The sequence below is a fragment of the Paenibacillus maysiensis genome, from assembly GCF_000520815.1.
Classification (GTDB): domain Bacteria; phylum Bacillota; class Bacilli; order Paenibacillales; family Paenibacillaceae; genus Paenibacillus; species Paenibacillus maysiensis.
This window is the reverse complement of the sequence record NZ_ASRY01000201.1, coordinates 70822-91333: the sequence shown is the minus strand read 5'-3', so window position 1 is coordinate 91333 and position 20512 is coordinate 70822. Positions and strand designations below refer to the sequence as shown.

Below are 20512 nucleotides of genomic sequence, written 5' to 3'. Positions count from 1 at the left end.
CAAGCCATTAGTGGAGGGGCTGTTACAGCTGTACGCAGGTGCAGAAACCGGGGAAGCGATTAAAGAGGGTATCTGTGGCTGTACAACGCTTGATCGGGAAGCGATCATTGACGGTATTCGGAAAATGGGATTGAAGAGCGTCAAAGAAGTTATGAATGTGCTGGGATGGAACGAACCTGAAGGCTGCACCAAATGCCGCCCGGCCCTCAATTATTATCTTGGTATGCTGTGGCCGATGGAATACGCAGATGAGAAGGAATCCAGATTCACGAATGAACGGTACCATGCCAATATCCAGAAAGACGGCACATATTCCGTCGTACCCCGTATTTACGGAGGAGTTACTTCACCTGCGGACTTGAAGAAAATTGCTGCTGTCGCGGAGAAATACAATGTGCCTCTGGTGAAATTTACGGGCGGACAACGTCTTGACCTGCTCGGTGTGAAAAAGGAGGATTTGCCGGGTATCTGGTCCGAGTTGGATATGCCGTCTGGGCATGCCTACGGGAAGACGCTGCGAACGGTTAAGACATGCGTCGGTAACACCTTTTGCCGCTTCGGCACTCAGGACGCTATGGGCATGGGCATCCGGTTGGAAAAGGCATTTGAACGTCTGAATGCGCCATCTAAAGTTAAACTGGCTGTGTCTGGTTGTCCGCGGAACTGCGCCGAAGCGACGATCAAGGATTTGGGCGTTGTCGCTATTGACGGTGGCTGGGGGATCTACGTCGGGGGTAACGGCGGTATTAAGGTACGGGCGGCTGAACTACTTTGTACCGTTAAAACGGAGGATGAAGTGATGGAATGGACCGGTGCTTACTTGCAATATTATCGTGAGCAGGCGAATTGGAACGAGCGCACAGCCCACTGGGTGGAACGAGTCGGGTTGGAATCCATCAAGCAGGCACTTGCAAATGAGGAGACGAGACAGCAACTGGTGAGCAGAATTGAGGAAACGCTAAGCACGACGACTGATCCGTGGCACGAAATCATTCATGACGAAGAGCTACGCAAGAATTTTGTGCGGCTGCCAGAACTTAAGCCAGTAACGGAATAGGGGGCTGATTACAATGGAGACCAATACCACAACCAGCAGAATCAGGATAGCCGATCTGAACGAAATTGACCGACGTGGAGCAAGGACAGTTCGCATTCATAATACAGAGATAGCCGTATTCCGCCTGAGCGACGGCAGCGTGCGTGCGCTTGAGAACCGTTGCCCGCATAAGGGGGGACGGTTATCTGAAGGAATGATATGTGGATCAGCAGTCCATTGTCCGCTCCATGACTGGAAAATCGACCTATCCACCGGAAGGGCGCTAGAGCCGGATACTGGATGTGTGACCGCTTACCCCACGGAGATTGACAATGAGAGCGGAGCTGTTTATATCGTAATCTAAGGTTTCTGTGTATATTAAGCTGAGCATACAGAAAAGCCGACCCTATTTTCTGGTCGGCTTTTTATCTTCTAAGTATGATTAACGAAGAATCGTTAAACAATTGACTCAATATGTATAGGTAATCTGTTTTGCTCTTCTTATAGCACCCAATTCATCTCTAAATAAACAAAAAAAGCCTTGAGTATCAAGGCTTTTGACGTATAGGACGGATGGGGATCGAACCCATGACCCTTACCCTGTCAAGATAATGCTCTCCCGCTGAGCTACCGTCCTTCGGTTATTAGATAATATCATGTATTAACGATAAATGTAAAGTAGAAAAATAGAAATTAGATTGTACTTCATTACCATTTTTATATATAATTCAAATTTAGTGAGTTTTCAAAATGAAGCAATGATAAGGGGGAGCGGATGATGGCCGCAGAAATTATAAGTGTAACAACAGAGGAGCAGCTACGGGAGGCAATATTGATCCGTACCAAAGTGTTTGTCGAAGAGCAAAAGGTTCCTCTCGATCTAGAAATCGACCATTATGACAAGCTGGGGGATACTGTACATCATTTGCTGATCTCTGATCATGGTAAGATGGTGGCAACGGGACGCTTGACCTACTATGAGGAAGATACAGCTAAAATGCAACGTATTGCGGTTCTCAAGGAGCATCGTTCAGGGGGTTACGGACGTATATTACTGCTGGCTCTGGAGGAACGTGCGCGTGAGCTGGGGCTACGGCATTCGCTGCTGGATGCTCAATGTCAAGCTGAAAAATTTTACGAGAAGCTCGGTTACGAGACGATTTCGGAAGAACCTTTTGACGATGCCGGGATTCCACATGTGCGTATGCGCAAAAAGCTGTAGGTGGCAGTACAAAGATGCATATAATTCTGCATAGGGTGCACGCTAGTAAAAGTTCCTCTACTATACTATGGATAAGGAGCGATGCAGCATGGCTAATGCAGAACGGGAACAAATTACGGCAGTACGTAAAAACGGTGATGGTGATCTGATGTCATTTCAGACGTCTACCGGACGGGTTTTGGATTACAGTCAGGCTCTGAATGAAATTGAAGCAGGCTCGATTGCCGGGGTCAATGTATTCAAAGCCAAGGATGGAAGCAAGCGGATTCGCGGAGATGCCGATGGAGATCCTACGAATAATTTGGATCAGTTGCCGTTGTTCTGACGTTTATTTCAAGCATCTACGCTAAGCACATAACTGCACGCAAGTATATGCCAAAGTCGCCGGGCTCTTTTTCCAGTTGGAAACCCGGCGGCTTTTTGTTATTTCACTTTGTATCCAGTATTATTTTTGCTCCGTGCGTTCCAACTCCACAATGTTGTATACGCGCTGCTGCTCCAGAAAGGACATGACTCCAGCCTTTTCCCTGAATTGCTCCATGTCGTCACTATAGTGCATGAGACGAATCCGCTCTTGAAGCAGGATTGGCAAGCTGAGTAGCTCGTCCAACGTCGTATGGACTTCTCCTGCACCCTGTAATTGAACCTCATGCAAAATGCTGCGACAGCCCCGCTCGTGTACCAGTTGATTCAGCAGGCCAGGATCAAAGATCATATCCGCACTATAAAAAAGACGGTCATTAATGAACAGGGAGTAGCTGTCTTTACCGGGGATATGACGGGTAGGAATGAGCTCAACTTCGATGCCAGATATTAAGCTGGTGGATTCACCAGGCGTCAGAACGTTTACCTCAAACACATCCTCCAGCTTGCCAATCATTCCTTGCTGTGACATGCCCCCCTTGAGCGTATTTTCCCATAATGGATGAATTAGCGGTTCTGCGATACAAAGCACAGGTTTGTGACCATGTAGGATATTCATTTGAAATCCAAACTCTTCCAGACCTCCGACATGATCGGCGTGAATGTGGGTGATCAGAATGGCGTCAATTTCGGGCAATGGGACACCCATTTGGTGCAGAGCCAGCGAAGCGGTTGTTCCACAGTCGATTAGCAGCTTGCCTTCTCCACTATCCAGCAGTGCGTTATTGTTGTAATAGTTTTTGGCAAAGGCACTGCCTGTGCCTAGCATTTGTATGGTCAGGCTCATTCGTATTTCACCCTCCAGGCTAAATGTTTATAAATTCTCTACAGTCGTATCTTACCATCGATGCTGTTAGAAATTAAAGATTTTACGCCATATCAAAAACTTTGGACAATTTGTGATGCACAGCGCAACTTGTGGAACTGAGCTAGGTATAAATGTAAGACAGAAGTTATTTAACAGATGATGATGGAGGGATATCTAGCGATGAAGTGGAGAAAAGTTATGGCCCTAGTGATGGCCTTTTCGATAATGGGAGGGACCGTTATTTCGGCAGAATCCGTCAAGGACCAAGTGAAGCTGATTATTAACGGAGAGGTGTCGAAGGATGGCGCGGTTGTCATTGACGGCAAGACGTATGTGCCCATTCGGGATTTTAACGGGATTGTGAGTTTTGATCCGTCCGGTGGAAAGGTTGTTTTCGACCAACCGAACGTGCATATGTTCCTGTTCAAGGGGGATACTGTGTTTGGTAACGTGAATAAAGGCAATAAAGTGAAGTTCAATGTATTCAGTCAAATTGATACCTTGAAAACGGATATCTCCGGAGTGAAGGTGGCGATCACCGACCCTTCGGGCAACGTAAAGGATATTCAGTCCCAGGATATCAGCGGAGCACAAAAGGATAACTTTTGGTTTCGTACAAACGACTTTACGTATGATTTCAAAACAGCAGGGAATTATCGGGTCGGTTTCTACATTAAAGAGAGCAAAGACGGCAGTTATACACTGGTGTCCGAAAAAGTCATTACAGCGATAAATTAGGCACACCACAAATTGACCTGCACCCTTGATCATGTTACGATACGGGGGAAAATAAAACAATTTGAAGGTAGGTATTTCCATGAGTGATCACAAACATGAACACGGTGAAGCCTGCAACCACGATCATGACCACGAACATGAAGAAATGGTTCTTACGCTAACTGATGAAAATGGCAAAGATGTAGAAATGGTGCTGGTAGAGACCTTTGACGTAGAAAATCACGTTTACGCTCTCCTGCTGGAGCGCGGCAATCCTGAAGCAGACGGCATTATTCTTCGTATGGAAGAAGAAAACGAAGAAATGGTGCTTTACAATATCGAGGACGAAGATGAATGGAAACGTGTAGAAGAGGCATACAGCGAGCTGGTTGCCCAATACGAATAGCATTGGATCTATTGGCTGTTACAACTTTGTAAGCTAATGAAGAGGCCCCCAAACGGGGGCTTTTTTTGTTAAGCTTTTAAGATGCTCATAAGATTTTCCAAGCTTGTTACGGCCCAGGAGGCTTAGGAAATGGCGTCTGTTTCAACGATAACCTTCACCTGATGCACGGTGCGATCCTCCGGTCCTTTTACAGGCAGGCCTACTTCCACATGATCGACAATATAATCAATATTGTCCTGCGAAATGACCTCGCCCGGTAGCAAGATGGGAATACCCGGTGGATATACATAAATGAATTCTGCAATAATGCGTCCAGCAGATTCCTTGAATGGTACCACTTCCGTATCTCCGTAAAAAGCGTCTCTCGGAATCAGGGAGAGCTGCGGGATATCCTGTATTTTTACATCCAGTTCATGCTGCTGACCTGTAGAATAATGAATAGCAGCCAGTTCACGCAGAGCCTTCAATAAAATCTCAATATTCTCTTTCGTATCCCCGGGGGTCACCAGACAGAGGATATTGTACATATCGCTAAGCTCAACCTCGATATTGTAGTTTTCTCTCAGCCAATTTTCAACGTCGTACCCAGTAAGGCCTAGATGACGAATATGAATGGTGATTTTGGTCGCGTCATAATTATAGGTTGCCTCTGTACCGAGAATTTCACTGCCAAAGCAATATAATCCTTCAATCTTGTTGACCTCTGCACGGCAATATTCGGCTAAATCAAGCGCACGTTGCGCTATTTCATAGCCATTGAGAGCCAGATTGCGGCGTGATGTGTCCAGAGAAGCCAGCAGGATATAGGAAGTGGAAGTCGTTGTCAGCATACTGAAGATTGTCTGCACACGCTGCGGATTGACGTATCCGTTTTTGGTATTCACATTCAGAATCGAGCTTTGTGTCAAGGAACCGCCTAGCTTATGGACGCTTGTAGCTGACATATCTGCTCCCGCTTCCATGGCGGACATCGGCAGATCAGGATGAAAATGAATGAGTACACCGTGGGCCTCATCGACCAGGACCGGCACATTATAGCTGTGAGCGAGATCAACAATTTCTTTCAAATCGGCGCACACACCGTAATATGTCGGGTTGATGACGAGGACGCCCTTGGCGTCAGGATGGCGTTCCAGTGCCCGGCGTACGGACTTGGTTGTAATCCCGTGGTGAATACCAAGATTTTCATCACTGACTGGAGATACGAATACAGGCTTTGCTCCAGACAATATAATGGCAGACATTATAGATTTGTGTACATTTCGGGGTACAATAATTTTATCACCTGGCAAGCAGATGGACATAATCATAGTGATGATAGCTCCACTTGTACCCTGTACACTGTAGTAAGTATAATCTGCTCCGTAGGCCTCTGCCGCAAGCTTTTGGGCTTCTTCGATGACACCCGTAGGTTGATGCAGATCGTCCAATGGAGCGATGTTGATCATATCTATGGAAAAGGCATTATCACCCATAAATTCGCGAAATTCCGAATCTGCGCCCACTCCCTTTTTATGACCTGGGATGTGAAATTGAACCGGGTTGCTCTGAGCATGCTTTTTCAAAGCAGTAAAAAGCGGGGTGTTGCTTTGATTCATTAGTGTTGTCACAACCTTTCGTGCAGGATTTCGACAATCCTGGCAAGTGATAATAGAACAAAATTGAGTATAGCAGTTTGAAGTAGGAATGCAAGCGGTTGATGGTGCTTTTATTTGTGAATGAGAGGAGTATGGAGACAACCCGGACTTTATGACGAAAAAACGAAGGCAAAGGATGTGGGACAGATGAAACAAATCGGAAGAGAAAAAAATCCTCGGAAGTTATGGTCTCCCTTTTTTGCGGAATTATGGGTACTGGTATTTCTGGTTGAATTTATGAAGGGATCTCTTCTGGTAGCTATCCTGCCGGTATATATGGGAGAAACGCTCGGACTGTCAGCCGGAATTATCGGTCTGGCCTTTTCGCTCCAGTATTTTGGTGACAATGCGTTCCGGGCACCGGCGGGCTGGATAGCTGAACGGCTCGGCTACCGGGGAACGATGTCGACCGCGTTGCTGTTTACACTTGTTGCGGTGATCATGCTAAGCGTGCTGACAGAGCCAGTGTGGCTCGTAGTTGCCTGTCTGTTACTCGGTCTGGGCACTTCTCCGCTCTGGCCTTGTGCCATGACTGGAACGACTGAAATGTCCGGGCCTAATAACAGCAATGGTGCGGCGATGGGTACATTGGAAATTGCGTCCATGGGCGGAACAGGAATGGGGCCGCTTGTTATGAATTTCGCTATGGCACATTATGGTCATTCTTACGGAAGGGTGTTTATGATTTTGACAGGATGCAGTATTGTGCTGTTGTTGGTCTCCCTGATGCTGCCCGGACGGAAAGAGTCTGCCGACAACGGGGCGCTGCAACGGAGCGCTTTGGTGTCCTCCGACGGTCTTGCAAATCAAAAGCCGAAGCTGCTGGGAGGAATCAAGGAGACGATCATTACACTCAAAACAAAACTAAATGTAAACCCATTGATTTACCCGGCTCTGTTTTTACAATCGTTTGTTATCGGTTTAATCAGCCCGGTATTGACGCTGTACGCCCGTACGGACCTCGGAATTTCGCCGAATTTGTACAGTGTACTTCTAATTGCTGGCGGCGGGGTAACGGTGCTGGCGCTTATTCCTTGCGGAAAGCTGGTGGATCGGCTCGGAACAGAATACTTTCTGCACGCCGGTTTTTTACTTGCCGGGATTACGCTGTTTTTCTTTTCCGCCGTCCGATCCATTCCGCTTGTGTTTGTATCCGTAGCCCTCATCGGCTTGGGCTATGCGCTCATTTTGCCTGCATGGAACACGTTCCTCGCCAAATTGATCCCAGAAAGCGAGCGAGCGACGATATGGGGCTTTTTTCTGACACTCCAAGGTTCAGGTATGGTCATCGGTCCGCTCGTTTCAGGAGTGCTGTGGGACCGCGCAGGACACACAGCTCCATTTATCATCAGCGGAGTTGTAATGCTGCTCATGTTCGGCTGTCATCTGGCTTTGGCACGTAATCCGCGCAGAAAGACGGCTGAAGCCTGATTGGTAGCTTGATTGGCCAATGCTGGTTACTCTTTCGGGAAAGCCATTCGGTACAGCGGCAGCAAACGCTCAAAAGTGGAACGCACTGCCTGTAGTAATGCAGCCCCGTCGCTGGCGAGTGGATCTTCCCGGTCAATACGGATACCACACATGACCTCGGCTTTTTTAACCTGTTGCAGCTTGTCAATGATCGTTTGAAAATCCTTCTCGTCCATTTGCTTTTGCTCCGTACCTTCCGGGGCCATATGATCCATGGACCAGTAAAAATGACCCGGTAGGCTAGTGCGGACATCGCTCAGATTGGCTTTGAGTGCCTGGGCAAACGTGGTTTTGTTCGGGCTTTCATAAATAATCGCGAAAATGATGAACAGATGAGAAGAAAACATCCCTACCTCAAAATGCGGCAACGCCTTGTATCCACGCTTGTTTGCCGCCCAAGCTACCCAGGAATCCTTGGGAGGATTCACTTTGCGCCGTGCATGCTTTGCAACGTGAACGTGCATAGGCTCGCCACACAAGTCCGTCAGGAAAGGAGCCAACTCCGCACCAATCGCTTCCAGTTTGGGTCGAACCTGTTCAATCAGTACCTCCATGCGAGGCTCCAGCCCCGGTATTTCAAAAACATCAAAGTCCTTTGCTGTAAATCCATTGAACGTCATACCTTTTCCTCCTGTAACTGGGTTAAGCCATTTCGTGTGGCGTAATATGTCCGATTATAGCATAACGTCAGCAGGCTTGACCGACTTTAGGCCGGGTTTGGGACAAGCGCATAAGTCAAAAGTAGGATTGTGCGTTGTTACTCATAAAAATAGGTCAAATAACCAAGTACCCTTACATAAAATGAAGTATAAAATAGAGCAAGGGAAGATCAAGCGGGAAAGCCGCAGGCTTGCTGTAGCCGGACTTCTTGAATCGGACTTGAAAAAGGAGGGAATGCCGTGAACAAGGGCTGCGAGGTAGAATATTGCAATCTGGAGCTCCGGTTTAGCCGTCGGCATATCCATAATCTGATCAAGGATTTGATATCGGAAGGGTATTCGCTGTACTGGAGCGAGGATGAGTCGTACCTGGTGCTGTCGGTAAGAACCGGGCGCAAGCTGGTGAAGCTTCGTTTTCAACAATTGCGTACAGGGCACTACAAGTTGGCCGGAGATTATGTGATCCGCGACGCCAAGCTGGCGGAGTGGTTGGAAAAGCTGATCGGAAGCACCCGAGGCCATGCCATTGTCAAAAGAGTTAAGGACCATCATATTTTGGTGGAAAATATTTTGTTCGGTGAGGTCATTCGTCTGGTCGAGGTTACCGGTTTTAAGCAACGCGTTATTTATCAGAAGGGACCAGTGCTGTCAGCGCAGGAGATGGAGGATATGTACTTTTCCAATGAGGGAGAGACCCGACTGCTGCTGCTCAGAATGGAAGTGGATATTGAATTGGAGAGGCTTTTCACGGCAATGACAGAGGGAGATACGGCCAGAGCCGGGAACTGCCATGAACGCCTGCAAGCGCTATCCCGCCAACTACTGATGATGGAAGCATAATGATGTAGATTTAGTATAACTGAACACCTCATGAAAATGGGGTGTTTTGATCTGCGAATAGACAGGGGTTCACTTCTGACACCAAAAACGTTAAAATAGAATTGCACGTGTTCCGATTCACTCAAAGTGTAATGCGGTAAAGCGGCGATTTAGAATAAAAATATGTTGCAAAGGATGAGGAACCAGATGGCAAAACAGCAGATTGGTGTGATCGGTCTGGCAGTAATGGGTAAGAATTTGGCCCTTAATATTGAGAGCAGAGGCTTCACCGTCTCGGTTTTTAACCGCTCTCCAGAAAAAACGCACGATCTTATCAAAGAAGCAGAAGGTAAAAAACTGACGGGTACTTTCTCCATTGAAGAATTTGTGAACTCTCTGGAATCACCCCGTAAAATCCTGATCATGGTTCAAGCGGGTAAAGCAACAGATGCTACGATTGAGCAGCTTGTGCCTCATCTGGACAAGGGCGACATTATTATAGACGGAGGCAATGCCTACTTCCCTGATACACAGCGCCGCAGTAAGGAGCTGGAGGAAAAAGGACTTCGCTTTATTGGTACAGGCGTATCCGGTGGTGAAGAAGGCGCTTTGAACGGTCCTTCCATCATGCCGGGTGGACAAGAAAGTGCCTACAAGCTGGTAGAGCCGATTCTGACAGCAATCTCTGCTAAAGTGAATGGCGACCCATGCTGCACATATATCGGTCCTGACGGTGCTGGTCACTATGTAAAAATGGTGCATAACGGTATCGAGTACGGTGACATGCAATTGATCGGTGAAGCTTATCACCTGTTGAAATCGGTCCTGAATGTGAATGCGGAAGAGCTTCATGAAATCTTCACAGAATGGAATAAAGGCGAGCTGGACAGCTACCTGATCGAAATCACGGCTGACATCTTCTCCCAATATGATTCCGAAACAGGCAAACCAATGGTAGACGTTATTCTGGATGCTGCGGGTCAAAAAGGTACTGGTAAATGGACAAGCCAAAGCGCGCTGGATCTGGGCGTTCCATTGTCCATGATCACCGAATCCGTATTCTCCCGTTTCCTGTCTGCTATGAAAGACGAGCGTATTGCGGCAAGTAAAGTGCTGAGCGGTCCTAATGCTGAATCCTTCAGCGGCGACAAAAAAGAATTTATCGAAAGCGTACGTAAAGCATTGTTCGCAAGTAAAATTGTGTCTTATGCTCAAGGCTTCGCACAAATGCGTGCAGCTTCCGATGAATACAATTGGGATTTGAAATACGGAAAAATCGCTATGATCTTCCGCGGCGGTTGCATTATCCGTTCGCAATTCCTGCAAAACATCAAGGAAGCGTATGATCACGATCCTGCTCTGAAAAACCTGTTGCTGGATTCCTACTTCAAAAATGTAGTAGAAACTTACCAAAACGCATGGCGTCAGGTAATTTCCGTAGCTGTATCTCAAGGTATTCCAGTGCCAGGCTTCTCCAGTGCGCTTGCATACTATGACAGCTACCGTACTGAGCGTCTGCCAGCAAACTTGCTGCAAGCACAACGTGACTACTTCGGTGCGCATACGTTCAAACGTGTGGACAAAGAAGGCGTATTCCATCACCAATGGTTCTAAGGAAATGGCGAATATGCTAGGATAACAGCAATGTAATACAACGGAAGCTTCTTTTGCCCTCTGTGGCGGAGGAAGCTTCCGTTTTTTTTAGTGGATTGTCTTAGCTTTCGGCACTGTGGTATGATAGGAATAGTTATTTTAATACATCACCGCGTCTAAGCTTTGAGTCACGACAAAAAAGACGGGAAGATCCCGTCTCATTTGGTGTGCAGCATTTTACTGCTCTTGTGACCATTGCAGCATGCCGCCGGTCATGTTAGTGCAGCCTTCATAACCGAGTTGTTGTAAATATTCGCAGGCTCGTTGGCTGCGATAACCGCTCCGGCAAATAAAGATAATTTCACCGGTACGTTCAATTTCCTCAAGACGACTTGGAATCTGTCCGAGCGGAATATGCTTGGCACCGTCAATCATGCCTTCCGCTACTTCTTCTGCCTCACGAACGTCGATCAGTTGCAATTGTTCGCCTGCTTGCAGGCGTGCACGAAGCTCAGAAGGTTCAATCAGGGCGATTTGCGTCATGGCCGGACCTCTTTTCTGAATATAAAATAGGTGACTCGTGTGTTAATGGCTTATACCAAACCTCTTATACACTCTATGTATGATATCCAAGCTATCTGCAAGCTGTCAATCGGGCTAATCCTAAAGGCGGGTATAGATTAATGAATCGCCGGGATGAAACTCGGGCAGGCTTTGCTTGATATTCAGTGTTTTTCTGGTGGAGAAATGAACATCACAGCTTGTATAATTAACGTAAAACGAGTTGGTTAAAATCCGAAAAGGAGCATGTACATTATGGATGTTATCGTTAGACCTACCCCTTCGTTGCAAGGGGAGATTGGGGCCTTGTCCTCCAAAAACTACACTACACGCTATTTGCTGACAGCAGCGCTTGCCGATGGACAAAGTACCATTTATTTTCCGGCACACAGTGAGGACAGTGATGCTATGCGTCGTTGTATCGCTGATCTGGGGGCAGTGCTGGAAGAGGATGATGAAAAAATAGTCATCACGGGCTTTGGCAGCCATCCTCGTGCTGTGAAGGAGCTCAATGTAGGTAACGCTGGAGCAGTGCTTCGTTTTTTGATGGGGATCGCATCGCTGTGCCCGGATGTTACTTTCGTCAATACATATCCCGATTCGCTGGGAAAACGACCACATGATGATTTGATCGACGCATTGGGTCAACTGGGTGTACAGGTAGATCATCGTGAAGGTAAGCTTCCGATCCGCATTCAGGGCGGTCAGCCCAAAGGCGGCAAAATCCAGGTATCCGGTTCGGTTAGCTCGCAATATTTGAGCGCTTTGCTATTCCTCACGCCGTTATTGGAGGAAGATAGCGAAATTGAGGTGCTGCATGATCTGAAATCCAAGGTGGTTATTGGTCAGACGCTGGAGGTGCTTCAAGAGGCAGGCATTATCATTCATGCAAGTGATGATTATATGTCTTTCCGTGTGCCCGGACGACAATCTTATCAGCCACGCACATATACCATGCAGGGCGATTATCCGGGCAGCGCCGCGGTGCTGGCGGCGGCTGCGGTCACGAACTCGGATGTCACCATCCATCGGCTAAAGGAGCAGAGCAAGCAAGGAGAACGTGCTATTGTAGATGTACTTCGTATGATGGAAGTACCGCTGACGCACGAGAACGACACCGTTGTCGTGAAGGGGAATGGCCGTTTGAAGGCCATTGAATTTGACGGTGATGCTGCAACCGATGCGGTGCTGGCGATGGTGGCTGCGGCTGTATTTGCTGACGGCACGTCCCGTTTTTATAATGTGGAAAATTTGCGGTACAAGGAATGTGATCGCATTACCGATTATTTGAACGAACTGACCAAGGCCGGAGCTCGGGTGGAGGAACGTCAGGCTGAAATTATCGTATATGGCAGACCGGAGGGGGTTGAAGGCGGTGTTGAAATTAACGCGCATTTTGACCACCGTGTTATTATGGCTTTGACAGTTGTCGGTCTGCGGGCACAGAAACCGCTGGTGATCAAGGATGCGCATCATGTTGCCAAATCATATCCGCAATATTTTGACCATCTGACGACGCTTGGCGCCTCTGTAGAGTGGGTAAAATAAAAGTAAGTTCTAAAAGTGGACAGGAGGGAAAAGGATGGCTTTTGAAAATCCGTCAAGGGAAGAGATCAAAAACATTTTGGAACAAGTGGGCAACATTGCGGTTGTAGGTTTGTCTGATAAAGCAGACCGGACCTCGCATATGGTGTCTTATGCGATGCAAAAGCGGGGATACCGTATTATTCCGGTTAATCCTGCGGCAGCGGGGCAAACGATTTTAGGAGAAACTTGCTATGCAAGTCTCGAAGAAGTGCCCGAGTCTGTCGAGTTGGTCAATGTATTCCGTCGCAGTGAGTACTGCGCGGAGGTTGCTCGTGAGGCGGCTGCTATAGGTGCGAAGGTTTTGTGGCTTCAACAGGGCATTATCAGCCAGGAAGCCGCTGACATTGCGCAGGAGCATGGAATGACGGTTATTATGGATCGTTGCATCAAGGTAGAGGATTCCATAACCCAAGCAGTACGTAAAGGATAATCTGGACATGAAGAAAAAAACCTTCGCCCCTATGAAATACGGGGAGAAGGTTTTTGGTGTGTGGAAATTGGGCTATATTATGCTTACAGGAATCCATATAATGTATGTATGCCATTTTTGTGATATTATCTTGGTGAATGAGCTCAATCGACAGTATTGTGATCTATACCCTCAAGTGGAGAGTCCTCCATACCATCCAGACGTGAATCCATGATGTCGAACCGCTGCTCCATATTGTCGAGGCGAGTGTCTGTGCTGTTAAAGCGCGTTGATCCATATTTTTTTAAAAAGTATTTCACTCATGCTGCATCTCCTTTTGTTTCAGAATAATATGGTCCAAGCTGATAAACACGCAAAATATAACTTAAATAAGACGTTTGAATAGAGCTATTCAGACCTGAAAAGCGTATAATAGTATTTTTTATCAAGCAAGAGAATCGCTTTGACAAAAGTATTTATTCGACTTACCATCAGGGATAGAAAGGAGAGGAATGCCATGAACTGGCTCGGATCCTTACAACAGCTTGGTCGGGCTGTCATGCTCCCGACGATGGTGTTACCGGCTGCTGCTATATTACTAAGTCTCGGAAGCCTTCCCTGGTCCACGTGGGGATTTCCAATGGTGTCTGAAATGGCTAATGCAGCAGGGCGTGGGATTTTTTATTTTTTGCCGTACTTGTTTGCGGTTGGTGTAGCACTCGGCATGTCGAATCAGGCAGGTCAGGCAGGACTGGCGGCATTGGCTGGTATGGCTATATATGATCAGGTCACATTGAGATTTGGAAACGGACTCATTCATCCCGCGACGCTCATTGGCATCATTTTGGGTGTCATTTCAGGGGTGGCGTATAACCGCTTCAAAAGCATTAAGCTTCCTGAGGTACTCCAATTTTTTGGAGGGACTCGATTTGTTTTGCTGCTGATTGGCTTGTTCTCCGCCGTGTTCGCAGGACTGATGCTGATAGTGGCACCACTCATTCAGAGAGGATTACAATTTATAGCAGGTCTGGAATTGAGTCTGGGCGGCTTCGGATTGTTTATTTACGGTATTTTGTATCGGGTGCTGGCTGCTTTTGGCCTTCATCATCTGCTTAATAATATATTTTGGTTTCAACTAGGTACATATAAAACGCCGTCAGGCGACATAGTGCAGGGGGATTTACCCCGTTTTTTTGCTGGCGATCCGACGGCGGGCTATTTTATGTCAGGGTTGTTTCCGATTATGATGTTTGCGATTCCAGCCATTGCGCTGGCGATTATTCAGGAAGCGCGTGAAGATTTGAAACCAAAGGTGCAAAAGACGTTTTTGACTGCTGCACTCGTCTGCTTTTTTACTGGTGTATCAGAACAAATTGAGTTTGCATTTTTGTTTGCTGCTCCTTATTTGTTCCTCGTTCATGCAGTCATGTCAGGTCTGGCCATGTGGCTTACTTTTGAGCTGGATATACATCACGGTTTTTCATATTCAGCGGGTTTTATAGATTACGTACTCAATTTCCATCTGTCACATAACGCCTGGTTGTTGATTCCGTTAGGCGTGGCGTATGGGCTGGTGTATTATGTGCTATTCCGCTGGGCGATTCGGAGGTTCCGTATTCCCACTCCAGGCCGCGAGGAAGGTTCGGTTCTAGAGGATTGGGCAGGCAATATTCCCTACAGCGCACCGCTCATTTTGGAGGCGCTTGGAGGGAAGGAAAATATTGTTCGGGTGGAAGCCTGCATTACACGGCTGCGCCTCACCGTCCACAATGATCGGCTGATTGATACCGGAGCGATAAAAGCTTTGGGCTCGGCTGGACTCATCAACCTGGGAGGGGGCAACTTGCAGGTTGTGTTTGGGACGTATTCGGAGCTGATTCGTGAGGAAATCGCGAAGCTTATGGAGCGCGATCTTCCTCAAGTGTTGTTCAACGCCCCGGTGCATGGAAAAATGCTGCCGATTCACGAGGTACCGGACAAAATTTTTGCAACGAAGCTGGTCGGGGACGGAGTTGCTTTTGTTCCCGAACGAGGTGAACTTGTGTCTCCGGTGTATGGTACGGTTATGCATCTGTATCCGACCATGCATGCTTTAGGCATCTCTACACGAGAGGGACTTGAAGTTCTGCTTCATATAGGGATTGATACTTCACAGCTAAAAGGGAATTTTACTGCTATGGTAGAAGCAGGCGATACGGTGGAACCGGGACAATTGCTGATTAAATTTGATTTGCAGGCACTGCGGGAACAAGCTCCATCGTTAGTGACCCCTATGGTCATTACGAACCCGGATCGCGTGAAGTCATGGAGCTTTGCTCCGTTTAAAACAGTGAAAAAAGGTCAGGCCTCGGTAATGTCCGTTGTGCTGCATGACAGGAATGTTGGAGGGGTAGAGACATGATAGAAGGCATCGGCGCCGCAGCAGGTGTGGCAATCGGGAAGGCATTTGTCCTGCCGAGCTGGGAGTGGGATTTACCTGATCAAAAAATGGATGCGGTAGATCTCGCAAAGGAATTTGAACGGTTGTATGAAGGGATACGCACATCCAAAAGTGAAATCCAGTTTATTAAGGATGAGTTTCGGGAAATGGTGGGACCGGAGGAATCCAGCATTTTTGATGCGCATCTGGCTATATTGGAGGACCCTGAATTCATGAACGAGGTTCGTGGAATCATCGAGCGCCAATACAAAGCAGCCGAGGTGGCCGTTAAGGAAGCAATTGACCATTTTGTGACGATGTTTGATCTGCTGGATGATGAGTATATGAAGGAGCGGGCGATCGACATCAAGGATGTGGGGAATCGGCTGCTCAAGCATTTGCTGGGTGCGCCGGAAGTAACTCTTCCGAAGGACACACAGCCTTACATTCTGGTAGCCAAGGAGCTTTCTCCATCTCAATCGGCCCACTTGAATCCAAGCTATGTATTAGGAATTGTGACTATGAATGGGGGTAAAACATCGCATTCCGCGATCATGGCCCGTGCGATGGGCATTCCGCTCGTTTCGGGGCTGGAGAGCAACCTCAATTTGCCTGTCCAGACGGGAGATATGATGGTTGTCGACGGAGACTTTGGGAAGGTTTACGTGAACCCAGAAAAATCCATTATTGATCATTATACGGCATTACGTGATGAGCAGCGCCGCAGAAAAGAACAGCTTCAGGTGCTCGCTTCCGTGGAAGCCGTGACCAAGGATGGAACTGAACTGAGGCTGGCAGCCAACATCAGCTCTGTCAAGGAACTGGAGGTGGCATTGAAGCATGGAGCGCAGGGTGTGGGACTGTTCCGCACGGAATTTTTATATATGGATCGAAACTCCGCACCGGATGAAGATGAGCAGTATGAAGTGTATCGGCTGGTAGCAGGAAAGGCAGGAAACCACTCCGTTGTTATCCGTACATTGGATATCGGCGGGGATAAGCCGCTGGACTATCTTCAACTGCCGGAGGAGGAAAATCCGTTTTTAGGCTATCGCGCTATACGTATCAGTCTCGATTGGAAGGAATTATTCAAGACTCAATTGACAGCTATTTTACGTGCCAGTGCGGCAGGGAATATCAAGGTTATGTATCCTATGATTTCATCGGTGGAGGAGATCCGTCAGGCGGATGCGATCTTGAAGGAAGCTATGGCGGATTTGGATGCGAGAGGACTTGCCTATAACCCGCATATCAAGCAAGGGATTATGATTGAGGTGCCAGCGGCAGCAATGATTGCCGATCTGCTGGCGGCTGAAACGGATTTTTTCAGTATAGGCACGAATGATTTGGTACAGTATGTGCTGGCCGTAGACCGCATGAACGAGCAGATTGCGCATATGTACCATCCATACCATCCGGCGGTGCTGCGGATGCTGCGTATGACGGCGCAGGCTGCTCATCAGGCAGGGATTGATGTGAGTGTGTGCGGTGAAATGGCAGGAGATGAACGTTCCATTCCCCTGTGGCTGGAGCTCGGAATACATCAGCTTAGCATGTCTCCCCAGTCCTTGCTGCGAGTCAAGCATCGTGTACTGAACACGTCCGCAGCAGAGGCAACGCTGGTTGCCCAGGCGTGCTTCAGCATGTCTACCGGCGCGGCGATCGAAGATAAGCTGACCGCAGTTAATGTCGGCTATATTCCGGCCGGGCCAGGAAGCCAGTAATCATGCACTAGCTGTGCATTTTGTTTGGAAATAAAAAAAGCACCTTCAAAACCACATTAGCCATGGTTTTGAAGGTGCTTTTGCTCATTTTATTGGAACTGACTTATTTTTGAGCATTGTTTGCCAACAGATCGCAAAACGCTTTTCCATATGGCGGAAGGTCAGGTGGGCGGCGGGCAGATACGATATGTCCGTCCGTCACGACAGCTTCGTCCTTCCAGATGGCGCCTGCGTTTTCCATATCATCACGGATACCCGGTGTGGATGTTACAGTGACACCGTCCAAAATTTTGGCGGAAATCAGCACCCAGCCTGCATGGCAGATTTGCCCGATAGGCTTTTGGGCGGCGTGAAACTCCTGTACGAGTTGAATCACCTTGGGATAGCGGCGCAGTTTATCCGGCGCCCAGCCTCCGGGGACAAGAATCCCGTCATAATCGCGGCTGTTCAGTTCTTCAAAGGCATATTCCGCTTCAGCAGGTACGCCATATTTTCCGATATATTTTTTACCCTTTTCAGCACCGGCCAAATGCACTTCTGCGCCTTCTTCACGAACACGGTACACGGGGTACCATAGCTCCAGATCCTCGAATTCCTCATCTACCAGGGCGATAACCTTTTTTCCGGCAAGTCTCGACATCTAACCATCCTTTCGTGCGTCACTTGATGACACTGCTGTTTTATAATCTGTACCTTATACATCTTAAGAAAAAGATCGCCGGAAGTCCATTCCTCTGTACGTTCTTGGTAAATGACAAGCTCCTTCAATGCCAGCATCACCTTTCTCGTAACCTGCTAAACCTTTGATAATTTGTTCATAGCTGCAAACTGTGGAAGGATTTGAGGTCCCAAAGTCGAAATAAAAAAGGGTGTGAAAAATTTTATAGAGTTAACAAATCTTTTATAGACTAGTAGATAGATATATCTGGATTCTGATGAAATCCTCATATAGCTTGATCCTACGTAATGAGGTGGTTAAATGCATAAGCAATGCCATTGTGGTAAACCGATGGGGCTGGAGTTGAGAAATGTGATATATGCGGACAAGGTTGAAATTTTACATGTTCCCGTATTTTCATGCCCTTCATGCTTCTCCAGTGAGGTTTTGCAGCATGTAACGAAGGATATCAAGGAGCTATTGCAAAATTTGGGGAGCAAGCCTACGGCTCGGCGCATTTCCTTTGCCCGTAACAACGAGCTGGCTGAAATTATTCGCAAGCTGGTACTGGAGGAAGCGGACAATCCCAATGTGGACTGGCAATCCTCTTTGGAGGAGCGAATGGAGTTTCGAATCAACCTGCTGCTGGACCTTTATCGTTATGCGAGAAGTCTGGGAGATGAGGATTGGATGAACGATGTACAGAAAAGATTGGTGCAATTATCCGGTTTTACCAGTGAATCGGTGTTTATGAATACAAAAAACTAAAAAAATGAAAATTTTCATGGTCACCATTGGATTTTACATGTTCTTTTTGTTAGGATGTGAATAGGACATACGACAATACGCGGAAAGGAATGTATATCCAATGGCGACGATGACAAAAGTGGCTACTGTTCAACAATTAAATGCGGCGCTGGAAGCGTCATCAGACAAGGCATTGCTTCTTTTTAAACATAGCACGCGCTGTCCGATTAGCTCTGGCGCACATCAGGAACTGGAGTCCTATTTGCAAGGCACTCCCAACGAAAATATTGAATACGGTATCATTTATGTAGTAGAAGACCGGCCAGTGTCCAATGAGGCTGCCAACAGGCTCCAGCTGCAGCATGAATCACCGCAGGCCATTTTGATCAAGGGCGGAGAGGTTGTCTGGCATACATCCCATTCGAATATCACTGCGCGTGCGCTTCACGATCATTTGGTATAGATAGAATGAGCGCTGTCGTTGCATAAAGTAGTATTTTGTCGTATCATGGTTCTAATTAGTTGTTCTTGGATTCGGTTGAAAATTTATTGGCAATGGAGAGAAGGAATTTGACGGTAACGATCTATGATGTAGCTCGCGAAGCTGGTGTCTCAATGGCGACAGTGTCCCGTGTAGTTAACAATAATCCTAACGTAAAACCTCAGACACGCAAGAAGGTATATGAAGCGATTGAGCAATTGGGATATCGGCCTAATGCGGTGGCTAGAGGTCTGGCCAGCAAGAAGACAACAACCGTCGGCGTGGTTATCCCTGATATATCAAACTCAATTTTCGCAGAGATTGCGCGGGGCATTGAGGATATTGCGAATATGTATCACTATAACATTATTTTGTGTAATGCCGATAAGAGGAAAGAAAAAGAGATTCGTGTCATCAATACGCTGCTCGAAAAGCAGGTTGATGGACTTCTGTTCATGGGTGGCACAGTAACGGATGAGCATATTCAGGCCTTTCATACGGCTGCGGTTCCTATCGTTCTGTGCGCAACGAGTGATGAGAAAGGCAGCTACCCTTCGGTTGATATTGATCATGAAGCCGCTGCTTTTGATGCAGTGAATACATTGATCCGCCACGGGCACCGTCAAATCGCGATGATTAGTGGTACGCTTCAGGACCCTGCGAACGGCTATGCACGTTTCCAAGGCTACAAGAGAGCGCTGGAAGCAGCAGGAATTGAGTATCAGGAAGATCTCGTGCGCATCGGGAACTATCGTTATGAGTCCGGTGTGGAGGCAATGAAGTATTTCCTGGGCCTCAAGAAGAAGCCAAGCGCGATTTTTGCGGCTACAGATGAAATGGCGATTGGTGCGATTCATAGCATTCAGGATGAAGGCTTGAAAGTACCGGACGATTTTTCTGTCATCAGTGTGGACAATATTCGTATGGCTTCCATGGTTCGTCCGCAGCTTACGACGGTGGCGCAACCGATGTACGATTTGGGTGCAGTAGCGATGCGTTTGCTGACCAAGCTAATGAAGAAGGAAAACGTGGAAAATCCTCGCGTCATTTTGCCGCATGAAACGATTTTGCGGTTGTCGGTTAATTATCTAGACTAGACAGATTTGTTAACAGGATAGACCTTCGATGAGCTCCTT

At 47.4% G+C, this 20512-nt stretch carries 22 protein-coding genes and 1 tRNA gene; 16 read left to right on the top strand and 7 right to left on the bottom strand.

The window, feature by feature from the left end; genetic code table 11:
* The coding region (locus L696_RS0114470) for a (2Fe-2S)-binding protein (protein ID WP_025684275.1) at positions 1–1057 on the top strand (1057 nt) is incomplete at its 5' end.
* 13 nt (positions 1058–1070) lie between these two features.
* The gene (gene nirD, locus L696_RS0114465) at positions 1071–1400 is read left to right on the top strand and encodes a nitrite reductase small subunit NirD (RefSeq protein ID WP_025684274.1); all 330 of its coding nucleotides are present in this window, start codon (positions 1071–1073) and stop codon (positions 1398–1400) included.
* A 201-nt stretch (positions 1401–1601) separates the two neighbouring features.
* On the opposite strand, the gene L696_RS0114460 is transcribed toward nirD, so the two are convergent.
* Positions 1602–1673: transfer RNA gene (locus L696_RS0114460), tRNA-Val, on the bottom strand.
* A 141-nt stretch (positions 1674–1814) separates the two neighbouring features.
* Between L696_RS0114460 and L696_RS0114455 the strand changes: the two genes are divergently transcribed.
* Both L696_RS0114455 and L696_RS0114450 read left to right on the top strand, forming a co-directional pair.
* Positions 1815–2258 carry a GNAT family N-acetyltransferase gene (locus tag L696_RS0114455; RefSeq protein WP_025684273.1) on the top strand — a complete coding sequence of 148 codons (444 nt, stop codon included), beginning with the start codon at positions 1815–1817 and terminating at the stop codon, positions 2256–2258.
* A gap of 88 nt (positions 2259–2346) precedes the next feature.
* The gene (locus tag L696_RS0114450; protein ID WP_025684272.1) at positions 2347–2583 is read left to right on the top strand and encodes a DUF3892 domain-containing protein; all 237 of its coding nucleotides are present in this window, start codon (positions 2347–2349) and stop codon (positions 2581–2583) included.
* A 120-nt stretch (positions 2584–2703) separates the two neighbouring features.
* On the opposite strand, the gene L696_RS0114445 is transcribed toward L696_RS0114450, so the two are convergent.
* Entirely contained in the window at positions 2704–3468 is a 765-nt protein-coding gene (locus tag L696_RS0114445) for an MBL fold metallo-hydrolase (RefSeq protein ID WP_025684271.1), read from the bottom strand.
* Between the two features lie 201 nt (positions 3469–3669).
* Here L696_RS0114445 and L696_RS0114440 point away from each other — a divergent pair, with 201 nt between their 5' ends.
* On the top strand, positions 3670–4227 hold the full coding sequence (locus tag L696_RS0114440) for a hypothetical protein (protein ID WP_025684270.1): 558 nt from the start codon (positions 3670–3672) through the stop codon (positions 4225–4227).
* A 79-nt stretch (positions 4228–4306) separates the two neighbouring features.
* Positions 4307–4612 carry a DUF1292 domain-containing protein gene (locus L696_RS0114435; RefSeq protein WP_025684269.1) on the top strand — a complete coding sequence of 102 codons (306 nt, stop codon included), beginning with the start codon at positions 4307–4309 and terminating at the stop codon, positions 4610–4612.
* A gap of 122 nt (positions 4613–4734) precedes the next feature.
* Here the strand turns inward: L696_RS0114435 and L696_RS0114430 are convergent, their stop codons facing one another.
* Positions 4735–6210, bottom strand: coding sequence for an aminotransferase class I/II-fold pyridoxal phosphate-dependent enzyme (locus tag L696_RS0114430; protein ID WP_025684268.1), 1476 nt, complete (start codon positions 6208–6210; stop codon positions 4735–4737).
* Positions 6211–6396: 186 nt separating this feature from the next.
* Between L696_RS0114430 and L696_RS0114425 the strand changes: the two genes are divergently transcribed.
* A complete protein-coding gene (locus L696_RS0114425) occupies positions 6397–7680 on the top strand; it encodes an MFS transporter (protein WP_025684267.1) in 1284 nt (427 codons plus the stop codon).
* A 26-nt stretch (positions 7681–7706) separates the two neighbouring features.
* Here the strand turns inward: L696_RS0114425 and L696_RS0114420 are convergent, their stop codons facing one another.
* Entirely contained in the window at positions 7707–8339 is a 633-nt protein-coding gene (locus L696_RS0114420) for a YktB family protein (protein WP_025684266.1), read from the bottom strand.
* Between the two features lie 279 nt (positions 8340–8618).
* On the opposite strand from L696_RS0114420, the gene L696_RS0114410 reads away from it, so the two are divergent.
* A complete protein-coding gene (locus L696_RS0114410; RefSeq protein ID WP_025684264.1) occupies positions 8619–9218 on the top strand; it encodes a hypothetical protein in 600 nt (199 codons plus the stop codon).
* A 186-nt stretch (positions 9219–9404) separates the two neighbouring features.
* Complete coding sequence (gndA, locus tag L696_RS0114405; protein WP_025684263.1) at positions 9405–10811, top strand: NADP-dependent phosphogluconate dehydrogenase; 1407 nt, start codon at positions 9405–9407, stop codon at positions 10809–10811.
* Between the two features lie 216 nt (positions 10812–11027).
* Here gndA and L696_RS0114400 read toward each other — a convergent pair whose 3' ends face one another.
* On the bottom strand, positions 11028–11333 hold the full coding sequence (locus tag L696_RS0114400) for a rhodanese-like domain-containing protein (protein ID WP_025684262.1): 306 nt from the start codon (positions 11331–11333) through the stop codon (positions 11028–11030).
* A 273-nt stretch (positions 11334–11606) separates the two neighbouring features.
* Here L696_RS0114400 and aroA point away from each other — a divergent pair, with 273 nt between their 5' ends.
* Both aroA and L696_RS0114390 read left to right on the top strand, forming a co-directional pair.
* Positions 11607–12899 (top strand): 3-phosphoshikimate 1-carboxyvinyltransferase, encoded by a 1293-nt coding sequence (gene aroA / locus L696_RS0114395; RefSeq protein ID WP_025684261.1) that lies wholly within the window; start codon positions 11607–11609, stop codon positions 12897–12899.
* A 34-nt stretch (positions 12900–12933) separates the two neighbouring features.
* On the top strand, positions 12934–13368 hold the full coding sequence (locus L696_RS0114390; protein ID WP_025684260.1) for a CoA-binding protein: 435 nt from the start codon (positions 12934–12936) through the stop codon (positions 13366–13368).
* 143 nt (positions 13369–13511) lie between these two features.
* Here L696_RS0114390 and L696_RS30480 read toward each other — a convergent pair whose 3' ends face one another.
* Positions 13512–13667: a hypothetical protein gene (locus L696_RS30480; protein ID WP_155985397.1), complete on the bottom strand. Its 156-nt coding sequence runs from the start codon at positions 13665–13667 to the stop codon at positions 13512–13514.
* A gap of 197 nt (positions 13668–13864) precedes the next feature.
* On the opposite strand from L696_RS30480, the gene L696_RS0114380 reads away from it, so the two are divergent.
* Together L696_RS0114380 and ptsP are read left to right on the top strand one after the other, a co-directional pair.
* Positions 13865–15748, top strand: a complete 1884-nt coding sequence (locus tag L696_RS0114380; RefSeq protein WP_025684259.1) for a glucose PTS transporter subunit IIA — start codon at positions 13865–13867, stop codon at positions 15746–15748.
* Positions 15745–17490, top strand: a complete 1746-nt coding sequence (gene ptsP, locus L696_RS0114375; RefSeq protein ID WP_025684258.1) for a phosphoenolpyruvate--protein phosphotransferase — start codon at positions 15745–15747, stop codon at positions 17488–17490. The genes L696_RS0114380 and ptsP overlap by 4 nt, the downstream gene beginning before the upstream one ends.
* A gap of 103 nt (positions 17491–17593) precedes the next feature.
* Here ptsP and L696_RS0114370 read toward each other — a convergent pair whose 3' ends face one another.
* Positions 17594–18130, bottom strand: a complete 537-nt coding sequence (locus tag L696_RS0114370; RefSeq protein WP_025684257.1) for a type 1 glutamine amidotransferase domain-containing protein — start codon at positions 18128–18130, stop codon at positions 17594–17596.
* A 339-nt stretch (positions 18131–18469) separates the two neighbouring features.
* On the opposite strand from L696_RS0114370, the gene L696_RS0114365 reads away from it, so the two are divergent.
* From L696_RS0114365 to ccpA, 3 genes are all read left to right on the top strand, one after another.
* The gene (locus L696_RS0114365; protein WP_025684256.1) at positions 18470–18916 is read left to right on the top strand and encodes a hypothetical protein; all 447 of its coding nucleotides are present in this window, start codon (positions 18470–18472) and stop codon (positions 18914–18916) included.
* Positions 18917–19016: 100 nt separating this feature from the next.
* On the top strand, positions 19017–19358 hold the full coding sequence (ytxJ, locus tag L696_RS0114360) for a bacillithiol system redox-active protein YtxJ (RefSeq protein WP_025684255.1): 342 nt from the start codon (positions 19017–19019) through the stop codon (positions 19356–19358).
* A 107-nt stretch (positions 19359–19465) separates the two neighbouring features.
* Positions 19466–20473 carry a catabolite control protein A gene (gene ccpA / locus L696_RS0114355; RefSeq protein ID WP_025684254.1) on the top strand — a complete coding sequence of 336 codons (1008 nt, stop codon included), beginning with the start codon at positions 19466–19468 and terminating at the stop codon, positions 20471–20473.
* Positions 20474–20512: the final 39 nt, after the last annotated feature.